The 20,010-nt window shown below is 46.4% G+C and carries 16 protein-coding genes; 13 read left to right on the plus strand and 3 right to left on the minus strand.

Features of this window, described 5'->3' with window-relative positions:
• Positions 1-100 precede the first annotated feature (100 nt).
• Positions 101-937, plus strand: a complete 837-nt coding sequence (gene frlC / locus ACIRUQ_RS03270) for a fructoselysine 3-epimerase (protein ID WP_055289673.1) — start codon at positions 101-103, stop codon at positions 935-937.
• 2 nt (positions 938-939) lie between these two features.
• Positions 940-1,737: a fructoselysine 6-kinase gene (frlD, locus tag ACIRUQ_RS03275; protein ID WP_022036490.1), complete on the plus strand. Its 798-nt coding sequence runs from the start codon at positions 940-942 to the stop codon at positions 1,735-1,737.
• A gap of 112 nt (positions 1,738-1,849) precedes the next feature.
• On the opposite strand, the gene ACIRUQ_RS03280 is transcribed toward frlD, so the two are convergent.
• The 3 genes from ACIRUQ_RS03280 to pyrB all read right to left on the minus strand — a co-directional run bounded on the left by ACIRUQ_RS03280 (position 1,850) and on the right by pyrB (position 6,483).
• On the minus strand, positions 1,850-5,008 hold the full coding sequence (locus ACIRUQ_RS03280; RefSeq protein WP_055289675.1) for a glycoside hydrolase family 2 TIM barrel-domain containing protein: 3,159 nt from the start codon (positions 5,006-5,008) through the stop codon (positions 1,850-1,852).
• A 128-nt stretch (positions 5,009-5,136) separates the two neighbouring features.
• Positions 5,137-5,562 (minus strand): aspartate carbamoyltransferase regulatory subunit, encoded by a 426-nt coding sequence (locus ACIRUQ_RS03285; RefSeq protein WP_022036492.1) that lies wholly within the window; start codon positions 5,560-5,562, stop codon positions 5,137-5,139.
• Positions 5,563-5,565: 3 nt separating this feature from the next.
• Entirely contained in the window at positions 5,566-6,483 is a 918-nt protein-coding gene (gene pyrB / locus ACIRUQ_RS03290; RefSeq protein ID WP_022036493.1) for an aspartate carbamoyltransferase, read from the minus strand.
• A 199-nt stretch (positions 6,484-6,682) separates the two neighbouring features.
• Here pyrB and ACIRUQ_RS03295 point away from each other — a divergent pair, with 199 nt between their 5' ends.
• From ACIRUQ_RS03295 to rpe, 11 genes are all read left to right on the plus strand, one after another.
• Entirely contained in the window at positions 6,683-8,320 is a 1,638-nt protein-coding gene (locus ACIRUQ_RS03295) for a UDP-N-acetylmuramoyl-L-alanyl-D-glutamate--2,6-diaminopimelate ligase (RefSeq protein WP_022036494.1), read from the plus strand.
• An 84-nt stretch (positions 8,321-8,404) separates the two neighbouring features.
• The gene (priA, locus tag ACIRUQ_RS03300; protein ID WP_242853579.1) at positions 8,405-10,654 is read left to right on the plus strand and encodes a primosomal protein N'; all 2,250 of its coding nucleotides are present in this window, start codon (positions 8,405-8,407) and stop codon (positions 10,652-10,654) included.
• 76 nt (positions 10,655-10,730) lie between these two features.
• On the plus strand, positions 10,731-11,240 hold the full coding sequence (gene def / locus ACIRUQ_RS03305) for a peptide deformylase (RefSeq protein WP_022036496.1): 510 nt from the start codon (positions 10,731-10,733) through the stop codon (positions 11,238-11,240).
• A 144-nt stretch (positions 11,241-11,384) separates the two neighbouring features.
• Positions 11,385-12,317, plus strand: coding sequence for a methionyl-tRNA formyltransferase (gene fmt / locus ACIRUQ_RS03310; protein ID WP_022036497.1), 933 nt, complete (start codon positions 11,385-11,387; stop codon positions 12,315-12,317).
• Positions 12,318-12,425: 108 nt separating this feature from the next.
• Entirely contained in the window at positions 12,426-13,148 is a 723-nt protein-coding gene (locus ACIRUQ_RS03315) for a zinc metallopeptidase (RefSeq protein WP_022036498.1), read from the plus strand.
• On the plus strand, positions 13,138-14,454 hold the full coding sequence (gene rsmB / locus ACIRUQ_RS03320) for a 16S rRNA (cytosine(967)-C(5))-methyltransferase RsmB (protein ID WP_055289677.1): 1,317 nt from the start codon (positions 13,138-13,140) through the stop codon (positions 14,452-14,454). Before ACIRUQ_RS03315 ends, rsmB begins: the two co-directional genes overlap by 11 nt.
• A 19-nt stretch (positions 14,455-14,473) precedes the next feature.
• A complete protein-coding gene (gene rlmN / locus ACIRUQ_RS03325) occupies positions 14,474-15,517 on the plus strand; it encodes a 23S rRNA (adenine(2503)-C(2))-methyltransferase RlmN (RefSeq protein WP_022036501.1) in 1,044 nt (347 codons plus the stop codon).
• Between the two features lie 3 nt (positions 15,518-15,520).
• Positions 15,521-16,264: a Stp1/IreP family PP2C-type Ser/Thr phosphatase gene (locus tag ACIRUQ_RS03330; RefSeq protein ID WP_021739477.1), complete on the plus strand. Its 744-nt coding sequence runs from the start codon at positions 15,521-15,523 to the stop codon at positions 16,262-16,264.
• The gene (pknB, locus tag ACIRUQ_RS03335) at positions 16,258-18,345 is read left to right on the plus strand and encodes a Stk1 family PASTA domain-containing Ser/Thr kinase (RefSeq protein WP_055289679.1); all 2,088 of its coding nucleotides are present in this window, start codon (positions 16,258-16,260) and stop codon (positions 18,343-18,345) included. Before ACIRUQ_RS03330 ends, pknB begins: the two co-directional genes overlap by 7 nt.
• Positions 18,346-18,396: 51 nt before the next feature.
• The gene (gene rsgA, locus ACIRUQ_RS03340) at positions 18,397-19,278 is read left to right on the plus strand and encodes a ribosome small subunit-dependent GTPase A (protein ID WP_022036504.1); all 882 of its coding nucleotides are present in this window, start codon (positions 18,397-18,399) and stop codon (positions 19,276-19,278) included.
• A gap of 20 nt (positions 19,279-19,298) precedes the next feature.
• Complete coding sequence (gene rpe / locus ACIRUQ_RS03345) at positions 19,299-19,952, plus strand: ribulose-phosphate 3-epimerase (protein ID WP_055289681.1); 654 nt, start codon at positions 19,299-19,301, stop codon at positions 19,950-19,952.
• The last annotated feature ends 58 nt before the right edge of the window (positions 19,953-20,010 follow it).

Here is a 20,010-nt window from a genome sequence, read left to right on the forward strand (position 1 = left end):
CGTGCTGAAAGACGAACAAGGATGAAGTGACAAGAGGACTGCTGAAAATCAATGTTATGTTTTCGGCAGTTCTCGTATTTGTGCAATGAGGAGGGAATGTATGAAATTGGGAATGTTTACCAGTGGCTATCAGTATTATCCACTGGAAGCTGCGTTTCAGGATGCGAAAAGAATCGGCTATGATTATATAGAACTCTGGGGAGGGCGTCCCCATGCATTTCCACTGGATCTGAAACGGGGCGGGATAGAACAGGTAAAGAAATTGATTGAAGTCTATGAAATGCCGGTTCATGTGTATACACCGGAGCACAATGCATATCCTTACAATTATATGATCGGAGATTCCAGCCAGCGTAAGGAGGCAGTAGATTATCTCAAGACAGCAATTGAAATGGGAAAAGAAATGGGAGCAGAATACACACTTATTTCTACCGGTCATGCGGAAAATACCATAAGCCGCAGACAAATCCAGGAGCGACTGGTCGAAACGCTGAGGGAACTGGCAGAATATGCACAACAGATCCAGGAACCGGTTTTGCTGGAGACACTGACTCATTTTGAAACAAATGTATGTACTACCGCAAATGATCTGCAGGAAGTACTTGAGATGGTGGATTCCCCATATTTATACGGAATGTGTGATGTGGTAGTGCCATCCATTGAAGGCGAAAGTGTGATGGATTATTTTATGAAACTGGGTGATCGTTGCAGACATCTCCATCTGGTGGATTGTGATGGCAACAGTGAGACACATGTGATCCCGGGGGATGGTGAACTCCCTCTTCCGGAACTTCTGGAGGAAATACAGCATTTCGGTTATCATGACACAGCTACCATTGAGTTGGTAACGGCTTATATCCGGGAACCATATGTGTATGCAAAACGGGCACATGACAGAGTACGGCAAATGATGTTGGAAGGAAAGGGAGGATGTTAAACATGGAGAAAAAGATTAAAGTTGCAGCTGTAGGAGACAATTGCGTGGATGCTTATGATCAGACAGGTGAGGCATTTCCGGGAGGAAATCCGGTGAATGTTGCCGTATATACAGTCCGTCTTGGCGGGGAAGCGTCTTATACCGGTGTCGTTGGAGACGATGCATATGGGAAATTAATGAAGGACTCAATTGCAAAAAAAGGGGTGGATGTTTCTCATTTGAAAGTGATGCCTGGCAGTACGGCTGTGACACACGTGGAAATCATAGACGGAGAGCGTATTCTCGGAGATTATGAGGAAGGCGTTATGGCAGATTTCAAGCTGAGCGAAGAAGATATTGAATTTCTTGGAAGCCATGATCTGGTCGTATCCGGAATCTGGGGGATGATAGAGAATGATCTTGAGAAAATCAAGGCTTGTGGCACGAGGATTGCTTTTGACTTTGCAACGAAATATGAAAGCCCGGTGATTGATATCGCGATTCCATTTGTGGATTATGCATTTTTTGCCTATGATGGAGAAGATGAAGAATGGATGCGAAACTTCATGGAAGAAATGCAGAAAAAAGGAGCAAAGACAGTCATCGTTACCAGAGGCACAAAAGGAAGTATTGCTTATGACGGCACAAGTTATACGGAGTTTGGGATTATTCCATGCGATGTCGTGGATACGATGGGAGCCGGTGACAGCTTCATTGCAGGCTTTTTATATGGTATCCTACAGGGAAAATCATTACAGGAAAGCATGGAACAGGGAGCAAAAAACAGCAGCGTGACACTGGGATATAGCGGAGCCTGGTAAGATAGATGTGTAATGGGCTCTCACTTCTATAAGTGCGAAGTAATAAGAAAGAAAACATAAGACACATTCTACGGCATCGAATGTGTCTTATGTTTTTGTGTTTGATAAGAAATTACAAAATTTCCGGTTTCAAGTGGAAAGAGAACGTATAATGAGTATCGTCCAGACGATATTCTTTTGCCAGCTGAGGACCACAGCTTCCGGAACCGATACCACTCTGTCTGTAATCGATACAGAATACGGTGTATCCGGATTTTTCCAGTTCATAATTATGACCTTTCGTGGTCAGTTCTTCTTCTGTATACTCGGACAGATTAAAGGAAATCGGCTGCTCGTTATATACGGTCAGTTTCCGGCTGTCATCAGCAACACTGACATATTCGCAATGATAGTGGCTTCCGTTTTCCTGCGGACGCATGTAATCTTCATGCAGATCACAGACACGGGAAGTAAATTTGCCAAGATAGCTTGCCCGGCGTTTATCAATATAGCTCTCATGAGGTCCGTATCCAAAGTATTCTGCCTGATTCATACGTTTTGACAGGAACAGGCGGATACCAAGTCGAGGGAGAAATGCCTCATTTGGCTGGAATGGATTGTCATTTTCTGTCACATCTTCGAAGTATTCGCTGTACATGCCACGCATGATCGCATCCCGCTCAATCTCCATGCTGGATCTGACGATTCCATCCGGTGTGATGATCCATTCTGCATCAATCTCCAGGAAACGCTGCCGGAAGATGGGGGCCATGGAAGATGTTGTGTGCAGTTTCAGGGAACCATCTTCCTGTGCTTCTACAGTTGTATTATAAGCTCGCTGTGTCATTTTATCATAACCTGCTTCATACCACAGTCTCTTGACCACGCGATCATTATCTGTCGGTGCACGCCAGATATTCATTTCCATCGGACGTTTTAAGAAGCTGTGATTTTTGTAGATCATGCTGTCAAACATACCGGTGAGTTTGTTGTATACATAGACAAAATCAGCACCGTTGATCGTAATGACACGATCGTTTTCTGTATAAGTAATAGCAGAAGCAGTGCCATTTGCAGCGCAAGAGCAGGAATCTGCAGATGCTTTTTCCGCATTCAGCAGAGCGGTTAATGTATCCGTGCAGTTTTCATTCAACATGATCTGGTCAAAACCAAGTTTGAAATCAGCCGGTGTAAATGGCTTTTCATGTAACTGATGAGAACTGATGATGACAGAGCAGGCACCGTTTTCTAATGGCTTGATCGGCAGCTGAACAGTCTTTTTACTTCTTGGAGCAACATCTAACAGCTCAGTATCTCTGATTTCACCGGAAGCAACTGCCATACCATTTTGCAGGATTTCATAGGTCAGATAGACTTCTTCTTTTAAGTTTGTAAAATCCAGATTGTTCTGCAGAATGTAAGTACCGGAAGCAGCATCCACCAGATGTACACGAACCGGACGATGCACATTTTTATATTCTTTTAAACCAGTGCTTGGTGTGCGATCCGGGTAAACAAGTCCGTCCATACAGAAGTTGCCATCGTGCGGATATTCACCGGAATCACCACCGTAGTAGAATTTTTTGCGTCCATCATCTGTGGTTCCCATATAAACACCGTGATCACACCATTCCCAGACGAAACCGCCCACGAACGTGTCATATTGTTCCTCTAACTGATAGTAGTCCTCGATGTCTCCCGGTCCGTTTCCCATAGCATGGACAAATTCGCACTGAATAAACGGTTTATCCGGGTTATTGCCCAGATATGCATGCATTTCCGGGATTGCAGCGTACATACGGCTGCGCAGATCGATATTGGAGAAATCGGTTTTTCCGCGTTTTGGATTGCGCGGATGGTGCATGGAACTCTCATAGTGGGTCAGTCTGGTTGGATCGTAAGATTTTGTCCAGGCAAGGGCATCTTCAAAGGTACATCCGTAGCCGGCTTCATTTCCCATGGACCAGATCAGCACGCTGGTACGGTTTTTATCACGCATTACATTTTTCCGGACACGGTCTACAACGCTGTCTGTCCAGTCTTCGTTGTCAGATAAAAACGGTGGGAACGGGTTTTTCTTTCCTTCTTTCCAGATATTCAGGTTGTACAGATTTACAACACCGTGGATCTCTATGTCGGATTCGTCGATGACATAGAAACCATATTCGTCACACAACTCATAAAACTCCGGTGCATTCGGATAATGGCTGGTGCGGATGGCATTGAAATTGTGCTGCTTCATCAGGCTCATATCTTTGCGGATATGCTCCAGTGTAACAGCAGAACCCACATAAGGATCACTGTCATGACGGTTGGCTCCGCGGAAACGGACTTTCTGACCGTTCAGGTATACAATGGCATCTTTGATGCTGATCTCACGGAAACCGATGCGCTGACGGATGGTTTCACAGTCAGTGGACAGCGTCAGTGTATACAGGTAAGGATGTTCTGCATTCCAGAGTGTGAGATCAGAAGCTGAAAATGCAATGCTGTCTCCGCTGGAAATACCTTTAGCAACGACGCAGCCGCAGGCAGAAGTCAGTTTATAAGAAACCGGGATGGATTCACCGGCAAAGGTCAGCGGGATTGTTACATCAGCAGCGGTATAGTTGTCTTTTAACTGCGTCTGGACAAAAAAATCGCGGATATAGTTTTGAGGTCTGGCCAATACATAAACATCACGGAAAATACCGGAATTACGGAATTTGTCCTGATCCTCCAGATAACTGCCATCGCACCATTTTAAAACGAGAACGGCAAGTGTGTTTTCACCCTCACGCAGAGCACTCGTAATATCAAATTCACCGGTGGAATGAGAAACCTGATGATATCCGATAAATATGCCGTTTAACCATACATAGTAGCAGGAGTCCACACCTTCGAAATTCAGATGGTAAGTTGCGGTTCCTTTCGGTTTTTTGTATGTGAAGCTGTGCACATAAGCACCGCATGGATTTTCGTGCGGTACATATGGAGGATCAAACGGAAACGGATAGCGTGTATTGGTATACTGATGGATATCGTAGCCGTGATCCTGCCAGTTGGACGGAACCGGAAGTGTGTCGAAGTGATTCGTGTCATACCCTTCATCATAAAAAGCTTCCTGACAATCATAGATGCTGTCGAAATAACGGAATTTCCAATCGCCGTTCAGTAATAAGAAACGATCCGTTTCCGTGCGGATTTTCCAGTCCGGATCCTGTGCCGGTGATGTCGGAATGTAATAAGCACGCATTGGCTCATCGTTGACACCAAAGATATGATTGTCTTCAAAATACTTTGGAATGATCATGTAAAAACCCTCCTCATGAAAATGATTTTTTCCTTGAAATAATGAGTAAAACGAAATCCTCATCAGTGTTTATTATATAAAAAAACAGACCACATAGCAAGGTATGTGGTCTGTTCTTAATGATATATTTATTTCTTGTACTTTGCTTCACAGTATTTGCATCGATATACTTCATGCTCCGGATCAGTCAGAAGGAAAATCTGATCCAGTTCCTGCTCGATGGATGTGATACAACGTGGGTTTTTACATTTGATGACATTTGTTACGGATGTCGGAAGTTTTAATGCACGTTTTTCCACAATGCGCTGATCTTTGATGATGTTTACTGTAATATTGTGATCAATAAAACCGAGGATATCAAGATCCAGATTGTCGATGTTGCATTCAACTTTCAGGATATCTTTTTTTCCCATTTTGTTGCTTTTTGCATTTTTGATGATAGCAACACAGCAGTCAAGCTCGTCCAGTTTCAGATCGTGATAGATGGAAAGGCTCATGCCTGCTTTGATATGATCTAATACAAAACCTTCTTTGATTGCACCTACGTTTAACATTGCTTATACCTCCATTCCTAATAATGTAAGAATCAGGGCCATACGAACGTAAACGCCGTACTGAACCTGTTTGAAATATACTGCTCTCGGATCATCATCTACTTCTGTAGAAATCTCGTTTACACGAGGCAGTGGATGAAGTACCAGCATATCTTTCGGAGCAAGCTCCATTTTTGCTTTGTCCAGAATATAGAAATCTTTCATGCGGATGTAATCTTCTTCATTGAAGAAACGCTCTTTCTGTACACGGGTCATGTAAAGGATGTCAAGTTCCGGCAGAGCGTCTTCGAGACGGACTACTTCTTTGAACGGAACGTTGTTCTGTGCAAGGACATCTTCGCGGATATAGCTTGGTACGCGCAGTTCTTCCGGAGAAATCAGGACAAATTTTACATTCGGGTAACGAATCAGAGCATGAATCAGTGAGTGAACAGTACGACCGAATTTCAGGTCACCGCATAAACCGATAGTCAGATTGTCGAGATGACCTTTGAGACTGTGGATCGTAAGAAGATCGGTAAGTGTCTGTGTCGGATGCTGATGTCCCCCATCACCTGCATTGATCACTGGAATTGCAGATTTTTCAGAGGCAACCAGCGGAGCACCTTCTTTCGGGTGACGCATTGCACAGATATCGGCATAGCAGGAGATGACACGGATGGTATCAGAAACACTTTCTCCTTTTGCGGCGGAAGAACTGTCCGCACTGGAAAAACCAAGTACAGATCCACCAAGATTTAACATAGCTGCTTCGAAACTGAGTCGTGTTCTGGTACTTGGCTCATAGAAGCAGGTAGCAAGCTTTTTGCCGGCACATGCGTGTGCATATTTTTCCGGATTTTTTTCAATATCGTTCGCGAGATTGAGCAATTTATCTGTTTCTTGTACGGATAAATCTAAAGGGCTCATTAAATGTCTCATAGGTCTCCTCCTTAATGATTATGTATTTATCGTTTGACGATTTTTCTCTTACATATCATATACTATGAGACCCTAAAATTCAATAGGGAGTTGGCTCTGGTAATGTGGGAATTTGAACATTCAGTCACCTCAGTTGTGTGACAATTTGAAAAAACCGGCATATGCTAAATACAACGGAATAGCAGGGGCTGAGTCTAGTATGAAGCAGACAGAAAAATTACTGCAGGGACTTACATATCGATGCGTCCGTGGGAAACTCCCAAGGGAAGTTACACAGGTGGCTTACGATAGCAGAAACGTAGAGCCGGGAGGTATTTTTGTATGCATCCGGGGAAGCAGACAGGACGGTCATCAGTTTATCCGGGAGTCTGTGCGGCGGGGTGCTTCCGTGATCCTGACGGAGGCAGCGACAGATTTTAAACAAGAATCATACACAGTGGAAAGTGGGGAGAGAAAAACAGTTAGGCGGAAAGAATGTGTCAGCTGTTTGGATGAAAATCTGAGGGAGATTCCGGATATGCAGGAGGTCTGCGTACTGGAAACTCCGGATACCAGAATTGCACTTGCAGCTATTTCCAGGCAGTGGTTTGATAACCCGCAGAAAGAGCTGTGCATCCTTGGGGTTACCGGGACAAAAGGAAAGACTACCACAGTCTGGATGATCTGGAAAATGCTGGTTGCCGCCGGTTATGAGGCAGGATTGATCGGAACCATTGAAGTATGTTATAGTTCCTGGCAGCAGGAGAGCGAGTATACAACACCGGAATCTTATGAACTGTATGAGATTTTGCGGAAAATGGCGGATGGCGGCTGCAAATATGTGGTGATGGAAGTGTCTTCCCAGGCATTGAAACTGCACCGAGTGGAAGGAATCGTGTTTGATACAGCAGTATTTACCAATCTGCGGGCAGATCATATCGGTGCAGGGGAACATGCAGATTTTGCAGAATATATGGATTGCAAGCGGCAGCTGTTTCGCCGGTGCCGGTGCGGAGTATTCAATCAGGATGACGCTTACTGGCAGGAAATGTGGCGGGAAAGTGGCTGTCAGGCTGTGACTTATGGATTTTCCGGTCAGTCGGACTATTGCGCTTTGGCTCCCCAGCTTTTACGGGGCAGCAGCCGGCTGGGGGTGCGGTATGAGCTGACGGTACATGATGCGGGGCAGGCGGGAATGACAAAGGGAACGTCATTTACAGAGTCAGGAGAAGGTGTGACAGAGAAAAAGCCGGAAGAACAGAAGAAACGCATCGTGGTCAATGCACCGGGCAGATTTTCTGTTTATAATTCCCTGGCAGCCATTGCAGTGGCGGAGCATTACCAGGTGCCGTGGAACGTGATGGAGCAGGTACTGCACACTTTGCAGGTGCCAGGCAGAATAGAAATGCTCTCTGTGTCACCGCGTTTTATTGTATTGGTTGATTATGCCCATAATGCCATGGCACTGGAGGCATTGCTGACTACGCTGCAGGACTATCATCCGGGCCGGATCATCTGCATCTTCGGATGCGGCGGTAACCGTTCGGCAGAACGACGGTTTCAGATGGGAGAAGTGGCAGGAAGACTGGCGGATCTTGTGGTGGTGACCACGGATAATCCAAGGGATGAAGATCCGGAGAAAATTGCGGATGAGATCTGTAGGGGTCTGGACGCAACGAAAGGAAAATATGGCAGGATTCCGGATCGTGGAGATGCTATTGCCTATGGAATCTCCCATGCAAAACCGGGAGATATTGTGGTGATTGCCGGAAAAGGGCATGAGAAATATCAGGAAATCTGCGGGCAGAAGTTTCCGATGGATGACCGGCAACTTGCCATGAAGTGTAAGGTCTGGTAAAATGCAATTCATGAGCAGGCAGCGAAAGCGGATTGCGAATGTCCGCTTTACGAATAGCAGAATTATGAATGAAATGATGACAGGATGGATAAAAAAACATTGTATGCAAACATTATAATAGATATTTCCCATGAAAAGCTGGATCGGACTTTTCAATACCGGATTCCGGAGAACCTGTTGGATCAGATTCACCCGGGAACGCCGGTAGAGATTCCTTTTGGCCGCAGCAACCGCAAAATCAGAGGTTATGTAGTGGAAGTTACCGAAGAGCCGGAGTTTGCTCCGGAGCGGATCAAGCCGGTGAGCCACGTTATCCGGGAGGGTATTCCCATTGAGGGACAGCTGATCGCTCTGGCGGCATGGATGCGGGAGAATTTTGGCGGAACTATGAATCAGGCATTAAAAACCGTGCTTCCGGTAAAACAAAAGACGACGGAGAAGGAACAACGTCTGATCTGGCTGAAACCGGATCCGACAACAGCGAAGTCTTTGCTGGGAGAATTGCAGCGCAAGCACCAGACTGCCCGGGCGAGGCTTTTGGAAGCACTGCTGGAACAGTCGCCTCTTCCGTATGAAACAGTGACGCAGAAACTGAATATTACGGCTTCTGTGATCCGGGCCATGCAGGAACGGGAACTGATCCGGGTGGAGAGCATCCGCAGCTGGCGCAATCCGCTGGATCAGATGAAAAAGCAGGAAACAGTGGTGACTCTTAATCCGGCACAGCAGCAGATTGTGACCGGAATTGAAAACGGATGGCAGTCAGGGGATGAGCGTCCATGTCTGATCCATGGTGTTACGGGAAGCGGCAAGACAGAAGTATATATGGAACTGATCAAGTCTGTACTCCGGGAGGGAAAACAGGCGATTGTGCTGATTCCGGAGATTGCACTGACTTTTCAGACTGTGCTGCGGTTTTACAATCATTTCGGGGAGCGGGTGTCAATCCTGAATTCCAGAATGTCTCCGGGGGAGCGGTCAGACCAGTTTGAACGGGCAAAACGAGGACTTTTGGATGTCATGATCGGACCGAGATCTGCATTGTTCACACCTTTTCCAAATTTAGGTGTTATCATCATTGATGAGGAACATGAAGCAGCTTACAAAAGTGAGACAGTGCCCAGGTACCATGCCAGGGAGACTGCAATCGCAAGAGGAATGCTGTGCGGGGCACATGTAGTGCTTGGATCGGCAACTCCTTCTGTGGAAAGTTATGACCGGGCACAACAGGGGCAGTACCGGCTGTTTGAGATGAAGGAGCGGGTCAGTGCCCGACCGTTACCGACGGTATATACAGTGGATCTGCGGGAAGAATTAAGGAATGGAAACCGGTCGATCCTCAGCGACAGGCTGCGGAAACTGATGACGGACCGGTTGGAGAAAAAGGAACAGATCATGCTGTTTTTGAACCGCAGGGGTGTGGCCGGTTTTGTATCCTGCCGTTCCTGCGGTGAGGTGATCAAATGTCCGCATTGTGATGTGTCACTGAACCTGCATAATGATGGAAATCTGGTGTGTCACTATTGTGGGTATCAGCAACCTATGGTAAAAAAATGTCCGTCCTGCGGTTCTTCGTATGTAGGAGGGTTCAAAGCAGGAACCCAGAAGATCGAGCAGTATGTCCGGCAGCAGTTTCCATCTGCCCGGGTGCTGCGGATGGATCTGGATACAACACGAAAAAAAGGCGGATATGAGTCGATTCTGTCAGCATTTTCCAATCAGGAGGCGGATATCCTGATCGGCACCCAGATGATCGTGAAAGGGCATGATTTTCCGAACGTGACGCTGGTGGGGATTCTGGCGGCGGATCTGTCGCTGCACATCAGTGATTATCGAGCGCCGGAGCGGACGTTTCAGCTGCTGACCCAGGCAGCTGGCCGTGCAGGCCGGGGATGCCGGCAGGGCGAAGTCGTTATTCAGACTTATCAGCCGGAACATTACAGCATCGTTACGGCAGCTGCACAGGATTATGAGGCATTTTTCCAGCAGGAAATCTTTTTCCGGGAGATGCTGCATTATCCGCCAAAATGGCATATGCTGGTGGTTCATGCAGCGTCTGAAAAGGAAATGCTGGTCAAACAGGCACAAGATATGTTAAAATATAAGTTACTGACTAAAATGGAAAAAGAAAAGGAACATCTGCAGATCATCGGACCTGCCGATGCAGCTGTTTCCCGGATCAATGATATTTTTCGCAAGGTACTGTATGTAAAAGCGGAAGATTATCAGTTGCTGGTTCATGCAAAAAATATGCTGGAGCAGGAGATTAGAAAGGATCCGGCATTTCGGGCAGTAACGATTCAATTTGATTTTGACCCGATGAACGGGTTTTAGAAAAAACATGGAATCATGTTGGCAAAACGGTCAAAGACCGGAATATCTGAAAACGAAAGAAAATGAGGAGAAAACAATGGCACTTAGAACAATCAGAATTATGGGTGATGAGGTATTGACAAAAACATGTCGTGAGGTAACAAAAGTGACCCCGCGTATTTCCAATCTCATCGATGATATGCTGGAGACTATGTATGATGCGTGCGGTGTTGGACTGGCAGCACCACAGGTTGGCGTGCTGCGCCGGATCGTAGTCATCGATGTGGGCGAAGGTCCGATCGTTATGATCAATCCGGTGATCCTTGAGACAGCAGGAAGCCAGACCGGTGATGAGGGATGTTTAAGTCTTCCCGGAAAAGCGGGTCAGGTAACACGCCCGAATTATGTAAAAGCAAGAGCTTTTGATGAGAATCTGGAAGAATATGAGATTGAAGGGGAAGGGCTGCTGGCACGGGCGATCTGCCATGAACTGGATCATCTTGATGGTCATATGTATGTGGAAAAAGTGGAAGGTGAGATCCACGATGTACAGTATGCGGATCCGGAAGATGAGGAAGACTGGGAAGAAATCGACGAAGAAGCATAGTTATGTCAGTGGGAATTAAAAGCTCCCGCTGACAGGTCGCAAAGCGGCTGCGTTCATGCGCAAGCAGTGAAAGCGGATTGCGAATGTCTGCTTTACATACAGGAACCGGAAAACCTGTGAATGACAGGAACAGGAGGATAGAATATGCGAGTGATTTTTATGGGAACCCCGGATTTTTCCGTGGGAACATTACAGGCACTGATCGATGCGGGACATGAAGTGGTACTGGCGGTGACACAGCCGGACAAGCCGAAGGGCAGAGGTAAGTCCATGCAGTTTCCACCGGTGAAAGAAGCGGCACTGGAGCACGGCATTGAAGTATATCAGCCACGCCGCGTCCGGGAACCGGAGTGCGTGGAATATCTGCGGTCATTTGATGCAGATATCATTGTGGTAGTGGCATTTGGCCAGATTCTGCCGAAAGAGATTCTGGAAATGCCAAAATATGGATGTGTGAACGTGCACGCTTCCCTGCTGCCGAAATACCGTGGTGCTGCGCCAATTCAGTGGGCAGTTATCAACGGTGAGAAAGTGTCCGGTGTCACAACCATGCGGATGGATGAGGGACTGGATACCGGTGACATGATCCTGAAAGAAGAAGTTGTGCTGGATGAAAAAGAAACCGGCGGAAGTCTGTTTGACCGACTGAGCGGAGTTGGTGCAAAGCTTTGTGTCCGCACGCTGGAAGCTATTGAGGATGGTACCGCGATTTATACAAAGCAGGATCATGCAGCGGCTACAAAGACAACATTGATCAAAAAGCAGTTTGGTATCATCGACTGGAACAAACCGGCAGCAGAGATTGAATGTCTGATCCGCGGTTTAAATCCATGGCCGAGTGCATATACTTATCTTAATGGCAAGACATTGAAAATCTGGGCGGCAGCAGTAAAGGATGAGACATCCGATAAAGAACCGGGTGAACTGACAGAAGTGACGAAACACAGCGTGGGTGTGCAGACCGGCGATGGTATTCTGATGCTGGAGGAAGTACAACTGGAAGGCAAGAAGCGGATGAGTGCGGATGCGTTCTTGCGCGGTAATGCCTTGAGTGAAGGAATGAAACTGGGAGAATAGTATCTCCTGAAATAAGTAACAGAAGCTGCGTTGTGTACAGTCAGAGGCGTGAGTTGTAACATTCAGGTCAAAAAATTGTGCGGAACACAGTAGAAAGAAGTGAATGATATGCCTTATGGATATTATGGTTTTTACTGGATGGACTATACGTATATATTTGTGATTATCGGAGCTGTGATCTGCCTGATCGCATCTGCCGGAATGAACAGCACCTTCAGCCGCTATCAGCGTGTGCGCAGCATGTCGGGAATGACCGGTGCTATGGCAGCAGAGCGGATTCTGCGGGATGCAGGTATTCATGATGTACAGGTACAGCATATTCAGGGAAATCTGACGGATCATTACAATCCAATGAATAAGACGTTAAGTCTGTCAGACAGTGTATATAATTCCACGTCGGTGGCTGCGGTAGGTGTTGCTGCCCATGAATGCGGGCATGCGATCCAGCATGCAAAAGGCTATGTGCCGCTGCGTGTCCGTGGCGCTTTTGTACCAATCGCAAATATTGGTTCCAACCTGGCATGGCCATTGATCATCATTGGTCTGATCTTCCGGGGGTCGATGAGCAGTGTGCTGATCCAGGCGGGAATTATCATGTTTTCCCTGGCGGTACTGTTTCAGCTGATCACGCTGCCGGTGGAATTCAACGCTTCCCACCGGGCGATGCAGGAACTGGAGCATACAGGGATTCTGGGAAGTGCCGAACTGAAAGATACGAGAAAAGTTCTGACAGCGGCTGCCATGACTTATGTGGCAAGTGCCGCATCCATGATCCTGCAGCTTCTGCGGTTGATCATTTTATTCGGAGGAAGAAGCAGGGATGATAACTAACAGTAGAAGTGACAATGTAAATACGAGAAATCTGGTGGTGGATATCCTGCTGGCTGTTACCAGGGACGGAGCATTTTCCCATATCGCCATTCGGGATGTGCTGGACAAATACCGGTATCTGCCGAAACAGGATCGTGCATTTATCACACGTTTGTCCCAGGGGACGATCGAACGGATGATTGAGCTGGATGCCATTATTAACCAGTTTTCTAAAACAAAAGTAAAAAAGATGAAGCCGGTGATCGCAGCAATTTTGCGCAGCGGAGTCTATCAGTTGAAATATATGGATTCCGTGCCGGATTCCGCAGCCTGCAACGAAGCCGTAAAGCTGACAGTAAAACGCGGGTTTGGCGGACTGAAGGGATTTGTAAACGGTGTGATGCGGACGATTGCGCGAAACATGGACCAGATTCGTTATCCGGATGCGGAAAAAGAACCGGTGCGGTATCTGTCTGTCAAATATTCTATACCGGAATGGCTGGTGCAGCGTTTTACAGAGCAGTACGGGGCAGAAGCCTGTGAGCGGAGCCTGGCAGCTTATCTCATGCCGCATCCGACCTCAGTGCAGGTGGATACAGATCGGAGTTCCGTGGAAGAAATCATTGCTTCCCTGGAACAACAGGGAATTACAGTGAGACGGAATGAACAGGTGGAAAGAGCCCTGTTTTTATCCGGATATGAAGCACTGGATGAAATCGAAGAATTTGAAAACGGTCTGTTGTATGTACAGGATACCGCGTCTATGCTGGCAGTGGAACTGGCAGCACCAAAGCAGGGAGACCATGTGATCGATGTCTGTGCGGCACCGGGCGGAAAGAGTGTTTATGCGGCACGTATGATCGGTGAACAGGGACATGTGGAAGCCAGAGATCTGACGGAATATAAAGTAGAAATGATCGAGGAAAATATTGACAGGTGCCGGCTTTCCAACATGACGGCGAAAGTGTGGGATGCCAGAGTGTTTGATGAAGTTGCCAGAGAAAAAGCAGATGTGGTCATTGCGGATCTGCCCTGTTCCGGACTGGGTGTCATCGGAACCAAGACAGATATTAAGTACAATGCTTCTGAGGAGAAAATTGCGGAACTCGCAGCGTTGCAGCAGGAAATCCTGCATGTGGTGTGCGGCTATGTCAAACCGGATGGGACGCTGTTGTATAGCACCTGTACCATGACAAGGGAAGAAAACGAAGATAACGTACAGAAATTTCTGGAGACGCATGCCGGTTTTGAACTGGAGCAGATGCGTCAGTATTTTCCGTATGAGGGATGCGACGGATTTTTCATGGCAAAGATGCACCGCAGATAATGGAGTATAGAGAATCAGAATGGGAAAAACAGATATAAAATCATTGCCGCTGGAACAGTTAGAACAGTGGGCAGTAGAACATGGAGAAAAAAAATTCCGGGCAAAACAGCTTTATCAGTGGATGCATGTGAAACTGGTGGATGATCCGGAGCAGATGAGCAATCTGTCTGCAGCTTTCCGGCAGAAAATCCGGGAAAACTGCACTTTTACAGTATTGAAACAGGTGACGATGCAGGAATCTGCCCTGGACGGAACCCGCAAATACCTGTTTGAACTGGAAGATCACAACATGGTGGAAAGTGTACTGATGCGTTATAAACATGGTAATTCCGTGTGTATTTCCTCACAGGTGGGGTGCCGCATGGGATGTCGATTCTGTGCATCGACCCTGGACGGTCTGGTGCGTAATCTGACACCGGCGGAGATGCTGGAGCAGATTTACCGGATCAGCGCAGACACCGGAGAGCGTGTGTCGAATGTGGTGGTCATGGGAACTGGAGAACCATTAGATAATTATGACAATCTTCTGACATTTATCCGGATGCTCACGGATGAAAACGGCTTACATATCAGTCAGCGGAATCTCACGGTTTCCACCTGCGGTCTGGTACCGCGGATCCGTGATCTGGCGAAGGAAGGGCTGCAGATCACACTGGCACTGTCATTGCACGCATCCAATCAGGAGAAACGTCTGGAACTGATGCCGGTGGCAAAATCCTATGACATTCACGAAGCAGTGGATGCAATGCAGGATTATTTTGAAGAAACAGGGCGCAGAGTTACGTTTGAGTATAGTTTGGTTGCTGGTGTAAATGATACTGAGGAAGATGCAAGGGAACTGGCAGAACTGATCCATGGCATCAATTGTCATGTCAATTTGATACCTGTAAACCCAATTAAAGAGCGAGATTTTGTGCAACCTGACGGAAAATCAGTGCAGGAATTTAAAAATAAACTTGAAAAATGCAGAATTAATGTTACTATTAGAAGAGAAATGGGCCGTGATATAGATGGCGCATGCGGACAGTTGCGCAAACGGTTCTCAGAAAGGCAGGACTCTTAGAAGATGAAGATAAGTTCTCTTACAGATATTGGAAACACAAGAGAAATGAATCAGGACTATCTCTATTCCTCAGAAGAGTCTGTAGGAAAACTGCCCAATCTGTTTTTGGTAGCAGATGGTATGGGGGGACATAAAGCAGGCGAATTTGCATCCCGGTATGTGGTGGAACATATTGTAAGATCCATCAAAGGGAGCAAAGAGGAGGAAGCGGTTGGAATTCTGTCAGAAAGTATCGAGACAGCGAATCGCAAATTAAAAGAATATGCGGATGCACATCAGCAGATGCGTGGAATGGGAACCACGATTGTGGCGGCAGTGATTCAGGGAAGGACATTGCTTGTGGCAAATGTCGGTGACAGCCGGCTGTATATTGTCGGAGACGAGATCACACAGGTAACACAGGATCATTCGCTGGTACAGGAGATGGTGCGTCTGGGACAGATGGATCCGCAGAGTGCAAAGAATCATCCGGATAAAAATATCATTACCCGGGCAGTGGGGGTGTCCGAAAAGGTAAAAATTGATATTTTTGAACGGCAGCTTCGGGCAGGGGAGTATATTATCCTGTGCTCTGACGGACTGACCAATATGGTGGAAGATTCCGTGATTCTTCAGATATTACACGGTGCAGGCAGCCTGTCTGATAAGGCGGAGCGTCTGATTGAACTGGCAAACAAAAACGGTGGAAAGGATAATATCACCGTTATCATAATAGAACCTAATTCAGATGAGGTGGCAGAATGTTAAAAAATGGAACGTATATTGCCGATCGCTACGAAGTCGTAGGTCAGATTGGAACTGGTGGCATGTCTGACGTCTATAAGGCGAAGGATCACACCCTTGGCAGATATGTGGCAATCAAAGTACTGAAGGAAGAATTCAGCGAAGATACTAATTTTGTGACGAAGTTCCGCAGCGAAGCACAGGCGGCAGCAGGTTTGGAACATCCGAATATCGTCAATATTTATGATGTCGGCAGCGAGAATGGCATTCATTATATTGTCATGGAATATGTGGAAGGTATTACCCTCAAGACCTATATTGAAAAAAAAGGTCAGTTGAACTATAAAGAAGCACTGAGCATTGCAATTCAGGTGAGCAGAGGAATTCAGGCTGCCCATGCAAAACATATCATTCATCGTGATATCAAACCGCAGAATATTATTATCTCTACGGATGGTAAAGTAAAAGTAACGGATTTTGGAATTGCCCGTGCAGTATCCGAGCATACAATCCATTCCGATGTTATGGGATCTGTGCATTATGCATCCCCGGAACAGGCGAGAAACGGTTATGTCAGTAACCGGAGTGATATCTATTCCCTGGGAATTGTCATGTATGAGATGGTGACCGGCCGCGTGCCTTTTGATGGTGACAGTACCGTGGCAGTGGCGATCCAGCATCTGCAGGATGAAATGGTTCCGCCAAGTACCTATGCACCGAACCTGCCCATCAGTCTGGAGAAGATCATTCAGAAATGTACCCAGAAAAGTCCGGATCGCCGGTACGATTCCATGGAGAGTCTGCTGATCGATCTACGGAAAGCACTGTTGAATCCAAATGAAGATTTCGTGACATTGGTTCCGTTTAACCAGGATAAGACCAAGACCCGTGTGCTGACTGATGATGAGGTCAACCAGATCAGAAAGCAGGCAGAAACTGTGAATCCGGAGCCGGAAAAGAAAACTATGGCACAGGAAGTTCCGGAAGAAGATGATGAAGATTATGATATGAGTGAATATGACGAGGATGACGACGAAGAAGAGGGACGTTTTCTGAATTCCAAGATGGAAAAAATCGTTGGCATTATGAGAATTGTGGTAGCGGTTATCATTGCAATCATTGTGATCTATCTGATAGGAAGTTTCTTTGATATTTTCCATTTCGGTCCGGGAAATAAAAACAATAAAAAAGACGATACACAGATTACGCAGGAAGAAAAAGAAACGGTTGTTATGATCGATCTGAAGGGAAAAACACTTTCCGAGGCAGAGAAAGATTTAAAAGAACTGGGACTGAAAGTGACGGAAGCCGGAACGGAAGTTTCTGATACTTATGAAAAAGGTGAGATCATTGATCAGGATGTGTCGGAGGGCGAGACAGTAAAGGCCGGAACGACGATCAAAGTTACGGTATCTGCCGGCTCAGAAGAGGAAAATGCCAAGGAAGTGGATGTACCTGATGTGACAGGAAAGACCTCCGATGCAGCGATGGCTACATTGGAAGACAAGAATCTGACGGTCAGTCGTGAGTTCGAATTCAGTAATGATGTTCCCGCGGGCCAGGTTATCCGTCAGGATCCAAAATCCGGAAGCACAGTAAAAGAAGGAACAAAAGTGACGATTTATGTCAGCCAGGGAAGTGAGTCAGTGAAAGTGCCGGATGTACGCGGTAAATCAGAGGCAGATGCAAAAGCAGCGTTGTCTGAATTTGCAGTGACAACCACAACAGAACACAGTGATTCGGTTGCTTCCGGAAATGTTATCAGTCAGAGCATTGATGCGGGACAGTATGCAGATAAAGGTGCTGCTATTACGATCGTTATCAGCGCGGGTCCTGAAAAAGTAACTTACTATATTAATTCCAAGGTGAGGACAGACGGCATAAAGGATGTGACAGTCACTTCTGCGGATATCGAGTTGTATAAATCCGAAAGTGACGAATTGATACAGAGCTGGAATGGTGTCACCTCTTTCCCTTATACCATTGAAGCACATGGCATTGATGTGCCAAAGGGAACCGTTGTAATCACATGGTATTATACCGATGCAAGTGGAAATGCAGGAACTTCCACACAGAAAAAAGAGATTTCTTTCATTAAAGAGTAAAGATATCAGATAATCACAAAATAAAGACAGCATAAAAGAGTAATGTGCAAGATGAAACAGGGAAAGATTGTAAAAGGGATTGCCGGATTCTACTACGTGTCAGTAGCAGGATCCGGTATCTATGAATGTAAAGCAAAGGGTGCATTCCGTCAGAAAAAGATGAAACCTCTGGTGGGAGATAACGTGTCCATTGATATTATTGATGAAGAAGAGAAAAAAGGAAACGTAGTAGAAATTCTGCCCCGCAAAAATGCACTGGTTCGTCCGGCTGTTGCCAATGTGGATCAGGCACTTGTGATTTTCGCAGGAACTTCGCCAAAGCCGAATCTGAATCTGCTGGATCGTTTTTTACTGATGATGGAACAACAGAACGTGCCGACGCTGATCTGTTTTAATAAAGAAGATCTGGCTTCGGAGGCAGAAATTCAGGAACTGCGGGATGCTTATGGAACCTGCGGATATCCATTGTTTTTTGTCAGTGCCAGACAGCAGGAGGGCATTGAACCGTTGCGGGCAGCACTGGAAGGAAAAACAACTACTGTGGCAGGACCTTCCGGTGTGGGAAAATCTACGCTGATCAATCTGCTGGCGCCGGAGGTACAGATGGAGACCGGGGAGATCAGTGAGAAAATTCAGCGCGGCAAGCATACGACCCGCCATTCGCAGTTGATCTTATTGAATGAACAGACTTATATTTTTGATACGCCGGGCTTCAGTTCTCTGGCGGTGGACTTCTTCGAAAAAGAGACATTGGGAACGTTGTTCCCGGAATTTGTGGAGTATGAGCAGAACTGCCGTTTTACCGGGTGCAGCCATATCGGTGAACCGGTCTGCGGCGTGAAAGAAGCACTGGCGGAGGGGAAGATCAGTCAGAGCCGATATAATAATTATGTACAGATCTATAATGAACTGAAAGACAAGAGAAAATATTAGAAATAAAAGGAGTATAGAAAATGAATTGTTTATCACCTTCACTGCTTGCATCAGATTTTTCAATTCTGGGCGAACAGGTAAAAATGCTGGATGAGGCAGGTGCACAGTATGTGCATATCGATGTAATGGACGGAAGTTTTGTGCCGAGTATTTCTTTCGGACTTCCGGTGATCAAATCCATCCGCAAATGTACGGATCGTATTTTTGACGTGCATCTGATGATTGATGAGCCGGTACGTTATATCGATGAGTTCGTAGATGCCGGAGCAGATCTGATCACAGTACATGCCGAAGCGTGCAAACATCTGGATCGTACTTTGCATGCCATCAAAGATCGTGGCGTACTGGCAGGTGTGGCATTAAATCCGGCGACGTCGTTATCTGTTCTGGATTATATCCTTCCGGAGTGTGATATGGTACTTCTGATGAGCGTCAATCCGGGATTTGGCGGACAGAAATATATTCCGTACACCACACAGAAAATCCGTGATCTGAAAAAGATGATGGAAGAGAAACATTGTCAGGCTGATATCGAAGTAGACGGAGGTGTATCACTGAACAATGTGCAGGAAGTGCTGGATGCCGGAGCAAATATTATTGTTGCAGGAACCGCAGTGTTTAAAGGTGATATCAGGGAAAATGTGGAGAGTTTCCTGAATATTATGGAAAAATAATAGTTCGTTTGAGAGACCGTTGCGGTTGCTTGTGATCGAGAAGTTTCTAATGATGGGA

It is taken from the genome of Eubacterium ramulus, assembly GCF_045002895.1.
In the GTDB taxonomy this organism is placed as follows: Bacteria; Bacillota; Clostridia; order Lachnospirales; family Lachnospiraceae; genus Eubacterium_I; species Eubacterium_I ramulus.